The following is a 16,129-nucleotide window of genomic DNA, read 5'->3' on the forward strand; positions in this document are numbered from 1 at the left end:
CCGATCCGCCGGAGTTCCATCACAGAGGGGGAGATATGGGTATCGCGATCGAGAATCTGGCCGTCGCCTATGGCGGCCAGCGCGTCATCGACGGGCTCGAACTGACCATCGAGCCGGGCTCCTTCTTCACCCTGCTCGGCCCCAGCGGCTGCGGCAAGACCACCCTGCTGCGCACGATTGCCGGCTTCGTCCCGGCCGAGCGCGGGCATCTGCGCTTCGGCGGCACCGAGGTGACGCATCTGCCGCCGCATAAGCGCGATATCGGCATGGTCTTCCAGGACTATGCGCTGTTTCCCGACAAGACCGTGTTCGACAATGTCGCCTATGGCCTGCGCGCCCGCCGGCAGGCGGAAGGCGTGATCAAGAGCAAGGTCCAGGCGGCGCTGGAGCGCGTCGGCCTCGGACATCTCGGCCTGCGCCATCCGGCCGCGCTGTCGGGCGGCCAGCGCCAGCGCGTCGCGCTGGCGCGTGCCCTCGTCATCCAGCCGCAGGTGCTGCTGATGGACGAGCCGCTCTCCAATCTCGATGCCAAGCTGCGCCTGCAGGTGCGCGAGACCATCGTCGAGCTGCAGCGCGAGGCGAAGATCACCACCGTCTTCGTCACCCATGATCGCGAGGAGGCGCTCGCCATGTCCGACCGCATCGGCGTGATGAACCAGGGCCGGCTCGAGCAGGTCGGCACCGCGGCGCAGATCTATCGCGAGCCCCGCACCAGCTATGTCGCGGACTTCGTCGGCGGCGCCAATCTGGTCGAGGTCGATACGCTGGCGCGCCAGGCCGGCGAGACCGGCCCGGTCGTGCTCGACGGCACGGCGATCGCGGCCCGTGCGCCGGCGGCCCTCTCGGCCGGCCGTGCGACGCTGGTGGCGCGGCCCGAAGACATCCTGCTTGCCGAGCCCGGCACGGCCGGCACCCTGCCCGGGCGCATCGCGCACCGGCAATATCTCGGCGGCAAGACCAGCTACAAGGTCGCGCTCGATGGCGGGCGGGTGCTGGCGGTCGATCTCCAGAGCGGCGCCCATGACCGTTTCGAGCCCGGCGCCAAGGTGGGCCTCGGCTTCGATCCCGCCCGGACGCTGGTGCTCGCATCATGAGCCGGCAGTTCCGCTCGGTCTGGTTCTGGTTCTCGGCGCTCGCGCTCGGGATCCTGGCCGTGTTCCTGCTCTATCCCCTGCTCAGGGTGCTGACCGGCAGCCTCGGCAGCGGCAGCCATAGCGGCTGGACGCAGCTCGCGGCCGACCCGAAATATTTCGCCGCCATCGTCAACACCATCGTGCTCGGCGCCACCGTCACCCTGACCACGACGCTGATCGGCGTGCCGCTCGCCTATTTCACGGCGCGCTTCGAATTCCCGGGCAAGTCGATCGTGGCGGTGCTGCCGCTGATCACGCTGGTCATCCCCGAGGTCATCGCCGCCCAGACCTGGCTGATGATGCTCGGCAATAACGGCTTCATCACCCGCTATCTCGGCGCGCGCGGTATCGACATGCCGAGCTTCTACGGCTGGCCCGGCCTGATCACGGTGATGACCTTCACCTATTACACCTACATCTATATCGGCACGCTCGCCGCCATCCGCGGCTTCGACGTCCAGCTCGAGGAGGCGGCCCAGAGCCTCGGCACCTCGCCGGCCCGCTCGCGGCTGCGCGTGATGCTGCCCGTGGTCCTGCCCTCGGTGCTCGCGAGCGCGCTCCTCGTCTTCACCCTCGTCGTCGGCAATTTCGCGACCGCGACCATTCTGGGCAGCCGCGTGCCACTGCTCTCGGTACTGACCTACCAGGCCGCGGTCGCCGAAGGCGGCTCAGACCCGGTGATGCAGTCGACGCTGGCGACCGTTTCGATCGCGCTCGTCATGATCGTGCTCTTCGTGCAGCGCTGGGTCGTCTCGCGTGGTCGCCACGAGGTCACGCAGGGGCGCGGCGCGAGGGCCGAGCGGCTGCGCGGCCTGCCCGGCCTCTTCATCGGCCTGCTCGCCGGGCTGCTCGTCGTCGTCTCGCTGCTGCCGCTCGGCTCGATCGTGATCGGCGCCTTCACCGTCTCGCGCGGCCCGGTGATGCGCTGGGGCGAATGGACGACGGCCCATGTCGAACGACTGGTGCGGATTGCGCCCGATCCGGTGCTGAACACGCTGGCCTATTCCGCGGTCGCCACCGTGATCGGCATCACCTTCAGCGCGCTCGTCAGCTATCTCATCGTCAAGAAGCGCAACATCCTGACGCCGGCGCTGGATTACCTGACGGCGCTGCCGCTGGCGCTGTCGGGCACGATCATCGGCCTTGGCCTGGTGATGTCCTTCAACACCGGCTTCCTGCCGCTGACCGGCACGGCCAGCATCATCGTGCTCGCCTATGTCGTGCGCCGCCTGCCCTTCGGCATCCGCAACTCCTCCTCGACGCTCTACAACATCCCGAACTCGATCGAGGAGGCCTCGATCAGCCTCGGCGTGCCGCCGGTCACGACCTTCTTCAAGGTCGTGCTGCCGCTGATGCTGCCGGCCGTCGCGGCGGCCGCTGTGCTGACCTGGACGACCACCGTCGCCGAGCTCTCGGCCTCGATCATCGTCTATTCCGGCGGGCGCGAGACCATGCCGATCCAGATCTACAAGCTGATCGATTCCAACCTGATGGCTTCGGCCTCGGCCTATGGCCTGGTGCTCGTCGCGGTGATCCTGATCCCGATCATCGTCGCGACCCGCGTCTTCAAGATCGACCTGTTCTCGTCGAAGGCCTGAACGGTTCCAGCAAACGAACAAGCCGGGCCGGCTCCGCCTCGCCGCCCGGACATCTCAAGGGGAAGGCGGGGAGAAAGGAACGACCATGACAAACCTGATCGACCGCCGCGCTGTCCTTGCCGGGCTCGCCGGCCTCGCGGCTGCGCCGACCGTACCGGCTTTCGCCCAGGGCGCTGCAAGCACTGTCGTGCTCTACACCTCGAACAACGCCCAGGCCGTGGACGCCGTGCTCGGCGTCGCCAAGGAGAAGCAGGCGAAGCTCAAGATCAGCACGATCACCGGCGGCTCGGGCCAGCTCCTGCGCCGGATCGAGGCCGAGGCCGCCAAACCCCAGGCCGATCTGTTCTGGAGCTCGAGCGCCAATACGCTGGGCGCCTTCAAGCCGCTCTTCGAGCCCTATGCCTCGCCGGAAGCAGCCGCCATTCCGGCCGCGCTGCGCCAGCCGGACAATCTCTGGACGGCCTCGAACGTCCATCTCGTCGTCGCCATGGTCAACAAGAACCAGCTCGGCGGCAAGCCGGCGCCGAAGACCTGGAAGGAGCTGCTCGACCCGGCCTTCAAGGGCAAGATCATCATCGCCGACCCCGCCAACAGCTCGACCGCCTATACGATCCTCTGGGGCGTCGAGAAGCTGCTCGGCTCCGACGGGCTGAAGGCGCTTGCCGCGAACCTGACGGTATCCAGCGCCGCCTCGACGGTGCTGCGCAGCGTCGGCCAGGGCGAATACCCGATCGGCCTGACCTTCGAGTCGAACGCCTATGCCTATGTCGCCGGCGGCCAGCGCGAGATCTCGCTGGTCTATCCCAGTGAGGGCACCTTCAGCACCCCGGAATTCCAGGTGCTGATCAAGGGCGCGCCGGGCGGCGCCACGGCAAAGGCCGCCTATGACCTGATGCTCTCGAAGGAAGCCCAGATCGCGCTCCTGGAGAATGCCTTCCGCCGGCCGAGCCGCAGCGATATCGACGTCTCCAAACATGTCGAGCTGCCGGCCATGGACAGCGTCAAGGTCTTCGGCATCGACGAGGACGAGGCCGCCGCCAAGCGCGACGAGTTCCTGAAGCGCTGGCAGTCCTTCGCGAGCGCCGCGAAGTAAGGGCGAAAAGCTCCCCTCTCTTGAAAACGCCCGGCCACGGTTTCCGCGGCCGGGCGTTTTTTTGCCTCCTGTCGTGTCACGCGCGAGGCGCGCTTAATTCCTGGCCCCGAGCGCAAGCCGGCAGGCCAGTCCCGCGAACACGCTCGCCAGCAGATATTGCGGCAGCCGGGGGAAGCGGGCCCAGCCGGCAAATAGGCTGCGGAGCCGGTGGCCGAGCAGGATCACCGCGCTATTCACGAGAAAGCCGATGCCGTTGATGATCGTGGCGAGCACCAGCATCTGCGCCACCATCGAGCCGCCTTCAGGCGTCATGAATTGCGGAAACAGCGCCAGCACGAAGAGCGCCATCTTCGGATTGAGCAGATTGGTCGCCAACCCCTCCCCGAGAATCCGGCGCCCTGAAAGCCGCTTCAGCGTCGCTGTCGGGGAAAAGCCAGCCCCATTCGAGCGCAAGGTCTTCCAGGCGAGATAGAGCAGATAGGCGCAGCCGGCCCAGCGCAGGATCTCATAGGCGACCGGCACGGTCAGGAAGAGCTGGGAGAGCCCGAGCGCGGCGGCCAGCGCATGGCAATAGGTGCCGAGCGCGATGCCGGCATAGGTCAAAAACCCGGCGCTGCGCCCCTGGCTGATGCTGCGCGACGCAATCAGCAGCATGTCGGGACCGGGCGTGGCGGTCAGCACCAGGCAGGCGCCGGCAAAGAGCATGAGGGTGGTGAAATCCGGCATCGCAAAATCCTTCGCTGGGAGCCGGAATTCCCCTCTATCAGGATTCGCTGCGGCGGCAAGGCGCCCTCCCCGGGAGTTGGGTGCGCGGCGCCGTCAGTGATCGAGCATCTGCGCCATCGCCTCCCAGGAGCGGACGCCGGTTCGGCGGTAGATCGCGCCCAGATGCTTCTTCAGCGCCTCCGGGCTCGTCTCGGTGCGGGCGGCGACCTCGGCGCGATCCTGCCCGAGCGCAGCCGCCAGCACGATGCTGCGCTGGCGGGGTGAAAGTTCGAGCGTCAGCAGGCGCTCGATCAGCCTGAGGCTGCGCGGCGTTTCCGTCTGCACCGTGATCAGGACCGCCGAGGGCTCGCCGGCCGGCGTCAGCATCGGCTCCGGCGTGACGACGAGACGCCCATGCGGCATCGCGAGGAGACCGCGACTGTCGCCGCCCGCCTCCAGCGTCTGGCAGAGCTGTCGGATGAAACGCGGCGGCGTGCTAAGCGGCCCGTCGACCTGGATATCCTGCCCGACCGAACTGGTCCGCTGCAGGATCTGCTGCGCTGCTTCGCTCATCATCAGGAGCGTCTCGCCGGACCGGTCGACCAGGACATGCCCGCGCATCGCCGTCGGCTCCCAGACCTCCGCGAACTCGCCGCCACCAAGGCAGCGCCGCAGCGGGCCTGCGGCCCCTTTCAGGATCGCGAGATCGCTCTCGTCGAAGGCTTTCGCGCCCGCCCTGAAGAGCAGGACGATGACGCGCGGGCGTCCCTCATGGTCGATGCGCAGATCGAGCGCATGACGGTGGCTGCTGGCGCGCACGAGCAGGTTGAAGGTGTTCGAGCGGTAATAGGCGGGCGGCGGCGCGAGCAGATGGCCGGCGCCCGATCCGGTCAGCCTGGCGAGCGTCGCGACATTCAGCTCCTGCGGCCCCAGGAACAGACGCTCGAATTCGTTGAGGAAGAGATCGCGGGCGCTGGCGGGCGAATCCTCGTGGAAGAACCCTTCCGGCAGTCCGGCTTCGTCCATCCAGAACAGCGCGCCGGCATCGGCGCCGACGAGTTCGCGCAGCAGCCGGCAGGCCGTCGGCGCAATCGCCGCGATGCCCGCGCCGGTGCGGCAGAGCAGATCGAGCTCGTGCCATTTGCGCTTGTTCGATCGCGGCATACCTATCCCGTCAACCTCGCTCCCGGCCCCGGCTGCGAGCGGGGCCACCGGCGGCGGAGCCGACAGCCCAAATCCTCCCCGCCCGGGGAATGTTTCGCAGTACTGCCGAAGAGTAAAGTCCGGTTCGAACAGGTCTTTGCCGCAAGGCGCCTCACCGGAAAGGATTTCGATGCCGAGCCGTTTCTTTCGGACGCGTGCAGCGTGGCTTGCCGTGCTTGCGTTGCTTGCGATTTTCCTGGCGCTGGACCTCTGCCGTCGGTCGCCAAGGACGCTCCAGGCTCGGGCGACCATCCGCTCGTCGGGCGCTACAAGGGCTCGGAGATCATCCTCTACCAGACCTCGGATTTCGACCGCGTCGATCTTCTGGCCAAGCCGATTCCCCGGCGCTTCGCCTGGCCGGCCGCGTTGCCCGACGATCTGCGGTTGCGTCTCGACGGCAAGAGCTTTCGCATCGTCTATCGCGGCCCGGCCGATCGCTCGGCCTTCGAGGTCGACGCCAATTTCGCCGAGAGCCTGAAGGCCAAGGGTTTTGAGACCCTGTTCGCCTGCACAGATACCGAGTGCCTGTCGGGTGAGACCAGCTTCTACCAGCTCGGCGGCTTTCTCGACGATACCCGCCGCAATGGCCAATACGGGCAGGCGGTGACCTATCGCCTCGCCCGCCTCAGCCGTCCGGCCGGCGACGTGCATGTCGCGCTGCTGGTCGGCAAGAGCGCCAACGCCACCCATGTCGCGATGCGGATCGTCGAGAGCAAGCCGATGCAGGGCGACCAGATCGCCTTCATCGATGCCGGCCAGATGCGGCTTGGCCTCGACAATGCCGGGCGCGTCGCCCTCTACGGCATCCAGTTCGACTTCGACAAGACGGAGATCAAGCCGGAATCGGAACCGACCTTGCGCGAGATCGCCAAGCTGTTGCAGGCGCAGCCCGCGCTGCGCCTGATCGTCACCGGGCATACCGACGGCAAGGGCGAGTTTGACTACAATCTCGGGCTGTCGCAGCGCCGGGCCAAGGCCGTGGTCGAGGCCCTGAGCAAGGCTCATGGCATCGCAGGTGATCGCCTGCTGCCCTTCGGAGCCGGGATGGCGGCTCCGCTTGCGCCCAATGACGACGAAGCCGGCCGGGCCAAAAACCGCCGCGTCGAACTGGTCAAGCGCTGAGGCTGCCGCGATGAAACCTCGTCTCCACGCGAAATCTCTCCTGCCCGTGAAGCATCTCCTGCCCGCCGCCTTGCTGGCGCTCGGCTGCCAGGGCGCGCAGGCCGCCGATCGCTTCGAGCCGGGCCTGTGGCGCTCGAGCGCCCTGATCGACGGCAAGACGGAGAGACGAACCGGCCCGCGCTGCGTCACGGACAAGGAGGCGCAGACGATGAACGGGTCTGCGGCCTCCATTCGTGGCGCATTGGAAGCCTCGCCCGACTGGAAAGCCTGCAGCATTCGCGATGTCCGGGCTGACGGCGACAGCGTCGCGTTCAGCGCCGTCTGTGCGGACGCCGTGACGACCTCGCAGACCCGCTATCAGCCCTCCTCCTATAGCGGCACGATCACCGTGACCCAGCCCGGAGCGCCGACCATGACGATGTCGATCAAGGGCGAGCGCGTGGGGAGCTGCCCGTGACGGGGCGGTCAGGCCCATGTGCGACCGCGCGCCTCTCCGTGCTCGGGCCCTGCGCCCTCGTCCTGCTCGGCATGCTGAGTGCTGCCCCGGCCGGGGCCTTCGAGTTTCCCGCGGAGCAGGAGGCCAGCGCCGAACGGCTTCTCGACATCTGGCGCGAGCAGACGGCATCCTTTGCCAGGATCCGCCCCGACCGCGTCGCGATCCAGGTCTTCGAGCGCCGGATCTTTCCGCCCGTTCGCGGGGTCGGCGCCCTCGCCTATATCCGCTTCCAGCCGCTCGACGCGGCCGGCACGGCGCAGGGCTCGAACGCGGCCAATTGCGCGGATGCGACAAGGGCCGGCAGCGGCGTGCAGCTCGTCCTGACCTGGGACGCAGGCACCCGCCGCTGGGACCAGATGAACAGCATCGGCTCGGCGCTCTGCGCCAGCGACAAGGACCTTTCACCGGCCCAGATCCGGGAGGCGCTGACGCTCAAGGCCTATCCGAAACCGCCCAAACTCGCGGCGGGCGAGGTCGTGACACCGCCGCCAGGCTCCCCTGAGCGCAAAGCGATCCTGGATGCGGTGCGCGGCCAGTTCGGCAGGCAAGCCCACCGCATCGTCTTCGAGGTCCGCACCATGAACGTCGCGGCCGGCTTCGCCTGGGTCACCGTCATGCCGCTCTACGCTTCGGGCACGCGCGTCGGCTGCATCGAGGGCGATGACCTCCAGTCGGAGTTCTGGCTGAAGCGCGAGCACGGCCGCTGGACCGTCGCCAACGGCTCCGCCTGCGCCGGCGATCCCGCTGCGTCATTGGGCGAGATGATCGGGGCTCCGCCGGAGCTGATCGGCCAGAGCACCTGGCCCTGGACTCCCGATCAACCCTAGACGCCTGCGACGCCCTCCGCGATCTGCCGCAGGCCCGGCTGGCCTCAGCGCAGCCGCCGTATCTCGTCCACCGTTACGGTCGGCTTCTGGCCGCCCCAGTTCGCCCGCAGCCAGTTGGAGAGGTCGGCGACCTCCTGGTCGCTGAGCTGCGCGGCAAAGCCCGGCATGGGCTGCATCCGCTCGAGCCCGGGGAAGCGCTGGGCCGGGATGCCGGTCAGGATGACCCGGTTCAGGTTGCGCGCATCCGCCAGCCGCAGCGAGGCGTTGGTCGCCAATGGCACCACGACATGCGGGATGCCCTGCCCGTCGACCCCATGGCAGCTGGCGCAGACGGCGAGATAGGTGGCGCGGGCCGAGGTGGCGGTCTCGGCGGGAACGGCAACCGGCTGTGGCGGCGCCGGCGGGGTCGCGCGCTCCGGCAGTTTGTCGAGGTCGAAGAGATAGGCCGACATCGCCGCAAGGTCATCGGCGCTCAGATATTGCGTCGAGAAATGCACGACCTCGAACATCTGGTTGGTCATGGCGCCCTGCGCCGAGATGCCCGATTTCATGAAGCTTGCGAAGACCAGCGGATCAAAGCCCATGCGCGTCAGCCCGGCCTTGGTGATGTCGGGCGCCACGATGCCTTCCAGCTCCGCACCCTGGAGATAGGCGCTCTCCTTCATGCCCATCGTGAGGTTGCGCGGCGTATGGCATTCGCCGCAATGGGCGAGCGCGTCGGTGAGATAGCGGCCGCGGTTCCAGGCCTCCGAACGCCCGGCCACCTCCGTCCTGGTGTCGCCCGACAGGTTGACGAGGTTCCAGAAGGTCAGCCCTTGCCGGATATTCATGGGGAAAGGCAGGTGGTTGGCGCGGTTTGCCACCTTCATCGGCTCGCGGCTCATCAGGTAGGCGTAGACCGCGTCGACATCGCCCGCCGTCAGCTTGCGATAGGAGGCGTAGGGCATCGCCGGATAGAGATGGCCTTGCTTGCCGACGCCGTCGCGCACCGCGCGGTGGAAGTCGGCGCGCGTCCAGGCGCCGATGCCGTGCTCCTTGTCGGGCGAGATATTGGTCGAGTAGATCGTCCCGAACGGTGTCTCGAAGGGCAGCCCGCCGGCCCAGGGCGCGCCACCCTTGGTGACATGGCAGGCATAGCAATCGGCGGCCACCGCGACATAGGCGCCGCGCTTGACGAGGCCCTTCATCTGCTCCGCCGTCAGCGGCTGCTCGATATCCCGGGACACGACGCTGCGCTCCAGCAGGCCGAGGAAGACGGCTCCCGCCGCGAGCGCACCGATGAAGGCGACCGCCAGGACGGCCAGAAGCAGCTTCTTCGCCATGCGCGCTACGCCTTCACCAAGCCGGGTGTCCTGAGGACGAGATCGCGCACCGCCTCGAAATAGCGGACATAGCCGGTGCAGCGGCAGATATGCCGGTCGAGCGCCTCGCTGATCACCTCCTCCAGCGCCTCGCGCCGGACCGGGTTACGCTTCAGCTGGTCGAGCAGCACGGTGGCACCGGTGACGAAGCCGGGGGTGCAGTAGCCGCACTGGAAGGAAAAATGCTCGATGAAGGCCTGCTGGACCGGCGAGAGCTGCGTGATCTTGCCAGTGGCGTCGCGCCTGGCGTGCCCCTCCACCGTCCTCACCTTGCGCCCGGCGAACCAGTGGGCGCCGGTGATGCAGGTGCGCATCTCCTCGAGCGAGCCGTCGCCCTTCTCGACGACCACGGTGCAGGCATGGCAGATGCCCTGGCCGCAGCCCATGCGCGAGCCGGTCAGGTTGAGGTACTCGTAGAGGAAATCCTGCATCATCATCGTGTCGGGCACATCGATGGGACCGACGGCCTCGTCGTTGATGGTCAGGGAGAGCGTGCGGGTCGCGATGGTCATGCCAGCGCCTCTCGGATCTTCTCGGGCGTGATCGGCAGGCTGTAGAAGCGCTTGCCGATGGCGTGGGCGACCGCGTTCACGATCGCCGGCACGACCGCGATCATCACCACCTCGGCCATGCCCTTGGGTGGATCGGTCTCCGACAGCGGCGGCAGGATTTCGGCCGTCTGCGACCAGACCGCGACATCCCTGGAGGTCGGCAGCTCGTAGCGGTTCCAGTTCCAGGTGCCGTCGCCGGGCCCGTCCTCGTATAGCGGCAGATACTCCTTCAGGGCGTGGCCGATGCCCATCGCGAGCCCGCCCTGGATCTGGCCGGAGACCAGTTCCGGCACGATCTGGGTGCCGCATTCGAGGATGGAGTGATGCGACAGCAGGCGGACCTCGCCGCTACCGGTGTCGACGGTGATCTCGGCCAGCGTCGCCATCGGCGCGTAATAGGTGACACCGGCATTGTTGCGCTGGGCCGGCGGGTAGAAGACCGAGGCCCGCTCGACGAAATGCCAGCCTGCCTCCGTCATCAGGGCCTTGCGCTCGGCTGGTGCTCCGTCGCCGTACTGGACCGCCAGCGCATCGATGGCGAAGCGGCGGCGTCCGGCGCCCGGCACTTCGAACTCCGCCTCGGCCCATTGCCAGCGGTTGAAGCTGTGCACGGTGACGCCGGTGACGAGGCCGAGCCGGTGCGCCTCGGCCGCGACCTCGGCAAAGGACAAAGGCTGCATGGCGGCCGCGTTGATCATGCCGCGCAGGATGCGCAGATCCTCGCGGCGCACGGCCTCCGGCGCCAACTGGCCGCCGCCGATGCCGCGCGACCAGAGCGAGCGCGCGGCGGGCCAGATCGCGAGGTCGACAAGCGCGCGGGCCGCCTCGCGCGTCGCATGGCCGAGATAGTAGACGCTGTTGGAGGCGCTCATCGGCGAGGTAAAACTCGGCGTCCAGCGCGGGTTCGCCATGCGCCGGTCTTCCTCCTCCTGGGAGAGCGTATAGGGCTCGTCGGAGGTCTCGAGCGGCATCTGCGGCCAGCGCACCTTGCCGAATTCGGTCTCGTCGGGTTGCCGGCCGAGGATGCCGGCGGCCATCACCGCCTGCGAGGTCGTGGCGCCCGTGCCGATCTCATGGGCGACATGCGACAGGCTGAGCCGGCCGCTCGCATCGAATGCGAGCGCGCAGAGCGCCGCTTCGGCGCCGGTGCCGTAATCCTTGTGCACATGACCGTAGCCGACGCCGTATTTCTTGCCGGGATTGGCGGCCTCAAAAGCGGCCTTGCGCTCTCGTCGCCCGGCCCAGAGCGGGTGCTTTTCCGCCCGCGCCAGGATCTCGTCATGACGCAGCGCGCCTGAGGGAATCGCGCCCTGCGAGTTCTTCATTCCCGATTTCAGCGCGTTGCGCCGCCGGAACTCCATGGCATCGAGGCCCAGCGCCTCGGCAGCCTCGTCGACCATCATCTCGGTCGCCGCCATGGTCTGCAAGGTGCCGTAGCCGCGCATCGAGCCGGCATCGACGGCGCGCGACGACAGGATCGCCGCGGAAAAATCGCTCTTCGGCAGGTAATAGATCGACTGCGCCGCCGTCGCACCGACCGTGCCGACCGAGACCGAGAAATTCTCGCGCCCGCCGCCATCATTGCGATAGCGCCCGGTCATCGCCCGGAACTTGCCGGTCTTGCGGTCGATGACCATGACCTTGTCCATCTGGAAGGCATGGCGCTTCAGCGCGGTCTGGAACTGCTCGTAACGGTCATTGGCGAGCCTGACCGGCCGCCCCTCTGCGTAAAGTCCGGCGAGCACGCAGTAGAACGGGAAGATCGCGTGGTCCTTGGTGCCGTAGCCGACGGTGTAGCCGATCTTGAGATCGATGCTCTTCAGCGGGAATGTCGACTTCGACACCATATGGGCCGCCATCTCGGCGACCTCGTGCGGGGATTGCGTGGCGATCAGGGCATGCAGGATGCCGGTCGCGCGCTCGTACCAGACATTGCCATTATCGGCCTCCATGGCCGAGGCATCGGCCGACTGGCTGGTAAAGGAGCGCCGCAGCACCAGCACGTCGTCACCGGCAGTGGCGATCTCGCGCTCGATCTCGGCCGCGGCCGCCATGCCGCGCGCCATGGCGTCACCGTCTCCGGCGGCGGGCCATTGCGGCTCCTCGCCCTTGAAGCCGGTGCGGATCGTCGTGTCCTTGAGCGCGGAATAGCGGTCTTCGGCCTCAGGAGTGCCGCCGTCGATTCGGACATAGCGCGCCGCACCATAAGGGCCGGGCGTGGTCGACGGGCCCTCCGTGCCGTAGCGCACGACCTTATCGTTGAAGCGCAGCTTGCGCTTGGCCGCGTCATAGCGGGCAAAATCGTGATAGATCAGCAGCGCGACCGGCTGGCCGAGCAGGCGCGCGGTCTGGCCTTTGGGAACGAAGAAGACATCGCCATAGAAGCCGGGCGCCGGGATCGCGACGCCGTCGGCGACGAGGTCCTCGTGCAGCACCAGCCGATCGGGCTTCAGGTCCTCGCCGAGCAGGCTGAGATCGACGCCGTCGAAGACGCGGTCGACCCGCGTCGCATGGAGCATGAAGGCGTGCGCCTGCTCCTTCGGCCAGCCTGCGAGGTCGCGGGCGCGGTAATCGCGCGTAAAAGTCTTGCCGCCGGTGACCTTGGCGATGGCGTCGAGCCGGTACTTCGGCTTGCCGCCGGCCTCGAGCCAATCGGCTCCGGGATGCGGCGGCGTCTCGATCAGCTCCGCCCGGGTGGCCGAGGGCAGCAGCGAAATCCTGATGGCGACGCCGGCCGCTGCGGCCTGGAGGAAGGTTCTGCGGGATAGACCTGTCTTCACGTCGACACCCCGCTCGCTGACGAGCCGACTCTGCTCTCCCGCCGATATTATGAGCACAGGGCGGGCGCGTATATCGATATTCGAATTGGTCTGGTTTCAATGATGGGGACACTGCGCTCTCGCGCGAGTGGCGAGGTAACCGCATTCGTCGGCGGAGACGTTGGCCAGCGCCGACGAATGCGGGGCGAACGATCTCGCAGCCCCTTGCAAGCTCCGGCGGATGGAACCAGCGCCTTGCACCCGCCCAAGACCGCCCTTACGGCTCGGAGAATAGCAGCGCGGCCCCTTCGGGACCGCCAACGCTGGCTGCAGCTTCGCGCCACAACCAGACATTAAGGCACAGCCCGCAAGCGGACATTCCGCACTGCAGGGCTGATTAGCAGCTTCCGCCGCGCTAACGAATCCCAAGTTCCGGCCGTCTGTAGCTGCGTCCGGATGCCTGACCAATAGGCATTTCAACTTCTACGCGCTACATTCGATTCGCTTACCTAGAAGCGATGCAATGCGGGCGGGGGATTTGCACGATGGTCGTTTGTGGCGTCGAGCTTCGCAGTAGCGAAGCTCGCCTTGTACTTGTGACCGTTAAAGACGGCGAACTCGTCCATGTTCGGAGTAAGACTAAGGTTCTGAAGCTAGGTGATGACACGTCCAACGATTCCATCGCGACTTTCCTTCAAGCGGTAAAAACGTTCGCACATGAGAACGGGGTCGAGGCGTTTGCAATCAAAGCACGCGCCAAGACTGGGCAAATGGCCGGGGGCGGCATAACCTTTAAGATGGAAGCGATTATTCAGCTGTCCGGGGTCGATGTGACGTTGGTCAACCCTGTCGCTCTATCGAGCTTCTCGAAAAAGAACATTGCCGGAATTCCCGACACGATAAATGGCGTTGACCAAAACGCCTATCTTTCGGGTGTCTTCGACCTAAATCGCAAGAAGCTCGTGTAATGGCATTCGATCTAAACGTTCTAAAAGGCGACGTTCTCAAAAAAACTCAAGAACTTTCTAAAGACATCGAGTTCCGCTCGATAATTGAAAAGGGCGCGAACGGATATGTGCTTTTCGGCCACAACAAAGTTCTTAAGCGTGATGTGGTCGTCAAGTTTTATTATTGGGGGGGGGGGGGGGGGGGGGCAGGCGATCATGCAGAACCAGAACTTCTAGCTCGGCTGGAATCTGATCACATCTTGAAAGTTTATCACGCTGAAAGTTTGAACAAGGATGATGCCTACTTCATGACGCCGTATTGCGCTTCTGGCGATTTGCTCGACGCCATTGAGAAGCGCAGGTTCGGGAATGTTGAGGCGATCGACATTGCGGGGCAGATCGCCGCCGGTACGAGCTTTTTGCACGCGAACGGTTATCTCCATCGCGATCTGAAGCCGGAAAACATCTTCTGCATATCAGATTCGAAGTTCGTCATCGGCGATTTCGGGTCAGTGGTGCCTCAGCATGCCGACGGGTCAGCCAATTCTCAAACAAGGCATTCGCTCATCTACCGAACGCCAGAAGAGATAACCGAGAAGAAATATTACAGGCAAGGCGACGTCTATCAGTTGGGAATCGTCGTATACCAACTTCTCGGCGGCGTCCTGTCCTACAATGAGCGGGATTGGCTCACTAAAAAAGAACAGGCTACCTATGATAAGCTAAGCGGAAATGATCCGCAGCTTTTCGCGACGGAAGCCATTGAGAAGCGCATCGTTAGAGGACGTGTCCTTGACCTCGATAGCCTTCCTCCTTGGGTTTGCAAACCTTTGCGAACGATGATCCGGAAATGCTGCTCAACCAACATCGCTGCGAGATACGCGCTCGTGTCGGACCTTAGTTCCGCACTGAATAACTTGCGCGCAAGAGTTCCTGACTGGCGAGTGGAAGAGCACCCCATCTTGCGGCGGGGCCGGAGGCAGTTCCGCATTGTGCCCGTCAAGGGCGCTTTAGCGATAGAAAAGAAAGCGGGCGAAAGCTGGCGGAGAGAGCGAGCCCTTAATCCAGCGCACCTAGCCGAGGCCGTAGTCATGGCTGAGGCGATCTGATCCAAGCATTGGGGCCTTTCTTGACTGACTGGTACAATCTCAAATTTCTAGAGAGCGCGACCAATCTCTCGAATGTCCTGAAGCGATCCTTCGACCACGAGCTTTCCGTGATCGTCGCCCGTGATGTAACGGTAGCTTTGCAGCAAGGGCGGCTGTTCTTTGAGCAGGCGCAGGAGTCGCCCATCCAAATCCGCCCACTGCTCGTCTACTACGGCGTCTTGAGCTTCGCCCGCGCCGTGACCATGGCGGTGAAGAACATCCCCCTAGCCGAGATCGTCCCCAGCCACGGCATCAGCGATGCGGGCGCGCCGACGAGCGTCGAAGGCCTGAGCCTGACCGTGAAGAAGAATGGGACATTTCAGCAGTTCAACGATGTCATCGCACCGCTGTCACGGTTCTATTATTCCGAGCACAGCATGCCTCAATCGGTCGTGCGCCCGTTCGATCTGGCTGCACCGCTCGAAAAGAAGACGATCACGATCCTCGACATCCTCTCGCGGCTCTCCGAGCCTCATGGCGCTATCGATGAGAGCCGGATCGCCGAGCCAAACTATCTGCATGTCGATGTCCGGCCTTACCAACTCAATAGCTGGCATCTGCGCCTTGACGAGCGCCCCCTGATCGAGAACCGCGAGAACCTAGTCGCGCTCGTTTCCTCCCTCCGGGATCGCTATCCCTTCTTGAAGCACTGGCGGCTTCAAAGCGCCCAACTCGCCTATAATCGGACGCTTCTCATGTTCGATAACCGATCGGAGAACATGGGCGACGACCTTTCCGAAATGGAACTCATCCGCCTCGACGAGACCACATACAAAAGTGCGGTCGATCGCACGGGCGGAGGAGAGAACTATGTTCGACCGGAAGACATCCTGCCGCCGCTGACGGGCGGCTATGGCCAGTACACCCTTCGGACGGCGGTTCGGCCCCTGCATGGCGTCGCTTTGAACGAATATCCGCTCCTGTTCTTGGGGAGCTTCCTGCTCAGTTCCCTCGTGCGGTATCGGCCGGAGCTTTGGCAGCACGCTCTTTCGCGATCGAACACGACCGACTTTCCGGCAGATGATCGTTCGCTTTCGGCGATCGAACGATTTGTGGGGACGGTTCTCGCCTCTTTCCCGCCTTTTGTCGTCAGCATCTTGGATTATCGCGGCAACCACTGAGCGAAAAGGTTCGCTCCCCTCCAAACGGCAAGCATCGATCATGTTGCGATCTACCGTTTGGAGTC

Annotated in this window: 14 protein-coding genes; 9 read left to right on the forward strand and 5 right to left on the reverse strand. The window is 65.4% G+C overall.

The window, feature by feature from the left end; genetic code table 11:
- The first annotated feature begins 35 nt into the window (after positions 1 to 35).
- The 3 genes from BIWAKO_RS00965 (at position 36) to BIWAKO_RS00975 (ending at position 3,824) form a co-directional block, all read left to right on the forward strand.
- A complete protein-coding gene (locus tag BIWAKO_RS00965) occupies positions 36 to 1,094 on the forward strand; it encodes an ABC transporter ATP-binding protein (RefSeq protein WP_069876945.1) in 1,059 nt (352 codons plus the stop codon).
- A complete protein-coding gene (locus tag BIWAKO_RS00970) occupies positions 1,091 to 2,731 on the forward strand; it encodes an ABC transporter permease (protein WP_069876946.1) in 1,641 nt (546 codons plus the stop codon). The genes BIWAKO_RS00965 and BIWAKO_RS00970 overlap by 4 nt, the downstream gene beginning before the upstream one ends.
- An 85-nt stretch (positions 2,732 to 2,816) precedes the next feature.
- The gene (locus BIWAKO_RS00975) at positions 2,817 to 3,824 is read left to right on the forward strand and encodes an ABC transporter substrate-binding protein (RefSeq protein WP_069876947.1); all 1,008 of its coding nucleotides are present in this window, start codon (positions 2,817 to 2,819) and stop codon (positions 3,822 to 3,824) included.
- Positions 3,825 to 3,917: 93 nt separating this feature from the next.
- Here BIWAKO_RS00975 and BIWAKO_RS00980 read toward each other — a convergent pair whose 3' ends face one another.
- Both BIWAKO_RS00980 and BIWAKO_RS35830 read right to left on the reverse strand, forming a co-directional pair.
- Positions 3,918 to 4,550 carry a LysE family translocator gene (locus BIWAKO_RS00980; protein WP_069876948.1) on the reverse strand — a complete coding sequence of 211 codons (633 nt, stop codon included), beginning with the start codon at positions 4,548 to 4,550 and terminating at the stop codon, positions 3,918 to 3,920.
- A gap of 93 nt (positions 4,551 to 4,643) precedes the next feature.
- Positions 4,644 to 5,693: a helix-turn-helix transcriptional regulator gene (locus BIWAKO_RS35830; RefSeq protein WP_069876949.1), complete on the reverse strand. Its 1,050-nt coding sequence runs from the start codon at positions 5,691 to 5,693 to the stop codon at positions 4,644 to 4,646.
- Positions 5,694 to 5,894: 201 nt separating this feature from the next.
- On the opposite strand from BIWAKO_RS35830, the gene BIWAKO_RS35835 reads away from it, so the two are divergent.
- Genes BIWAKO_RS35835 through BIWAKO_RS01000 form a run of 3 tightly spaced genes read left to right on the forward strand, consistent with a single transcriptional unit; the run spans position 5,895 to position 8,177 of the window.
- Complete coding sequence (locus BIWAKO_RS35835) at positions 5,895 to 6,854, forward strand: OmpA family protein (protein WP_176733236.1); 960 nt, start codon at positions 5,895 to 5,897, stop codon at positions 6,852 to 6,854.
- A 10-nt stretch (positions 6,855 to 6,864) separates the two neighbouring features.
- A complete protein-coding gene (locus tag BIWAKO_RS00995) occupies positions 6,865 to 7,311 on the forward strand; it encodes a DUF3617 domain-containing protein (RefSeq protein WP_176733237.1) in 447 nt (148 codons plus the stop codon).
- On the forward strand, positions 7,308 to 8,177 hold the full coding sequence (locus tag BIWAKO_RS01000; RefSeq protein ID WP_141739927.1) for a hypothetical protein: 870 nt from the start codon (positions 7,308 to 7,310) through the stop codon (positions 8,175 to 8,177). The genes BIWAKO_RS00995 and BIWAKO_RS01000 overlap by 4 nt, the downstream gene beginning before the upstream one ends.
- A gap of 44 nt (positions 8,178 to 8,221) precedes the next feature.
- Here the strand turns inward: BIWAKO_RS01000 and BIWAKO_RS01005 are convergent, their stop codons facing one another.
- The 3 genes from BIWAKO_RS01005 to BIWAKO_RS01015 are packed head-to-tail and all read right to left on the reverse strand — an operon-like array spanning position 8,222 to position 12,869.
- Positions 8,222 to 9,499, reverse strand: coding sequence for a cytochrome c (locus tag BIWAKO_RS01005; protein ID WP_069876952.1), 1,278 nt, complete (start codon positions 9,497 to 9,499; stop codon positions 8,222 to 8,224).
- 5 nt (positions 9,500 to 9,504) lie between these two features.
- On the reverse strand, positions 9,505 to 10,050 hold the full coding sequence (locus tag BIWAKO_RS01010; protein ID WP_069876953.1) for a (2Fe-2S)-binding protein: 546 nt from the start codon (positions 10,048 to 10,050) through the stop codon (positions 9,505 to 9,507).
- Positions 10,047 to 12,869 carry a xanthine dehydrogenase family protein molybdopterin-binding subunit gene (locus tag BIWAKO_RS01015; RefSeq protein WP_069876954.1) on the reverse strand — a complete coding sequence of 941 codons (2,823 nt, stop codon included), beginning with the start codon at positions 12,867 to 12,869 and terminating at the stop codon, positions 10,047 to 10,049. The genes BIWAKO_RS01010 and BIWAKO_RS01015 overlap by 4 nt, the downstream gene beginning before the upstream one ends.
- Before the next feature lie 524 nt (positions 12,870 to 13,393).
- On the opposite strand from BIWAKO_RS01015, the gene BIWAKO_RS01020 reads away from it, so the two are divergent.
- The 3 genes from BIWAKO_RS01020 to BIWAKO_RS01030 are packed head-to-tail and all read left to right on the forward strand — an operon-like array spanning position 13,394 to position 16,064.
- The gene (locus tag BIWAKO_RS01020; RefSeq protein WP_069876955.1) at positions 13,394 to 13,816 is read left to right on the forward strand and encodes a DUF3010 family protein; all 423 of its coding nucleotides are present in this window, start codon (positions 13,394 to 13,396) and stop codon (positions 13,814 to 13,816) included.
- The gene (locus BIWAKO_RS01025; RefSeq protein ID WP_069876956.1) at positions 13,816 to 14,904 is read left to right on the forward strand and encodes a protein kinase family protein; all 1,089 of its coding nucleotides are present in this window, start codon (positions 13,816 to 13,818) and stop codon (positions 14,902 to 14,904) included. Before BIWAKO_RS01020 ends, BIWAKO_RS01025 begins: the two co-directional genes overlap by 1 nt.
- Before the next feature lie 20 nt (positions 14,905 to 14,924).
- The gene (locus tag BIWAKO_RS01030; protein WP_069876957.1) at positions 14,925 to 16,064 is read left to right on the forward strand and encodes a YaaC family protein; all 1,140 of its coding nucleotides are present in this window, start codon (positions 14,925 to 14,927) and stop codon (positions 16,062 to 16,064) included.
- Positions 16,065 to 16,129 lie beyond the last annotated feature (65 nt).

The organism is Bosea sp. BIWAKO-01, from assembly GCF_001748145.1.
In the GTDB taxonomy this organism is placed as follows: domain Bacteria; phylum Pseudomonadota; class Alphaproteobacteria; order Rhizobiales; family Beijerinckiaceae; genus Allobosea.

Coding starts and splice junctions, on each gene's coding strand:
- BIWAKO_RS01020 (WP_069876955.1), top strand. CDS start 13,394: ATGGTCGTTTGTGGCGTCGAGCTTCGCAGTAGCGAAGCTCGCCTTGTA.
- BIWAKO_RS35830 (WP_069876949.1), bottom strand. CDS start 5,693: ATGCCGCGATCGAACAAGCGCAAATGGCACGAGCTCGATCTGCTCTGC.
- BIWAKO_RS00980 (WP_069876948.1), bottom strand. CDS start 4,550: ATGCCGGATTTCACCACCCTCATGCTCTTTGCCGGCGCCTGCCTGGTG.
- BIWAKO_RS00975 (WP_069876947.1), top strand. CDS start 2,817: ATGACAAACCTGATCGACCGCCGCGCTGTCCTTGCCGGGCTCGCCGGC.
- BIWAKO_RS00995 (WP_176733237.1), top strand. CDS start 6,865: ATGAAACCTCGTCTCCACGCGAAATCTCTCCTGCCCGTGAAGCATCTC.
- BIWAKO_RS00970 (WP_069876946.1), top strand. CDS start 1,091: ATGAGCCGGCAGTTCCGCTCGGTCTGGTTCTGGTTCTCGGCGCTCGCG.
- BIWAKO_RS01025 (WP_069876956.1), top strand. CDS start 13,816: ATGGCATTCGATCTAAACGTTCTAAAAGGCGACGTTCTCAAAAAAACT.
- BIWAKO_RS00965 (WP_069876945.1), top strand. CDS start 36: ATGGGTATCGCGATCGAGAATCTGGCCGTCGCCTATGGCGGCCAGCGC.
- BIWAKO_RS01010 (WP_069876953.1), bottom strand. CDS start 10,050: ATGACCATCGCGACCCGCACGCTCTCCCTGACCATCAACGACGAGGCC.
- BIWAKO_RS01005 (WP_069876952.1), bottom strand. CDS start 9,499: ATGGCGAAGAAGCTGCTTCTGGCCGTCCTGGCGGTCGCCTTCATCGGT.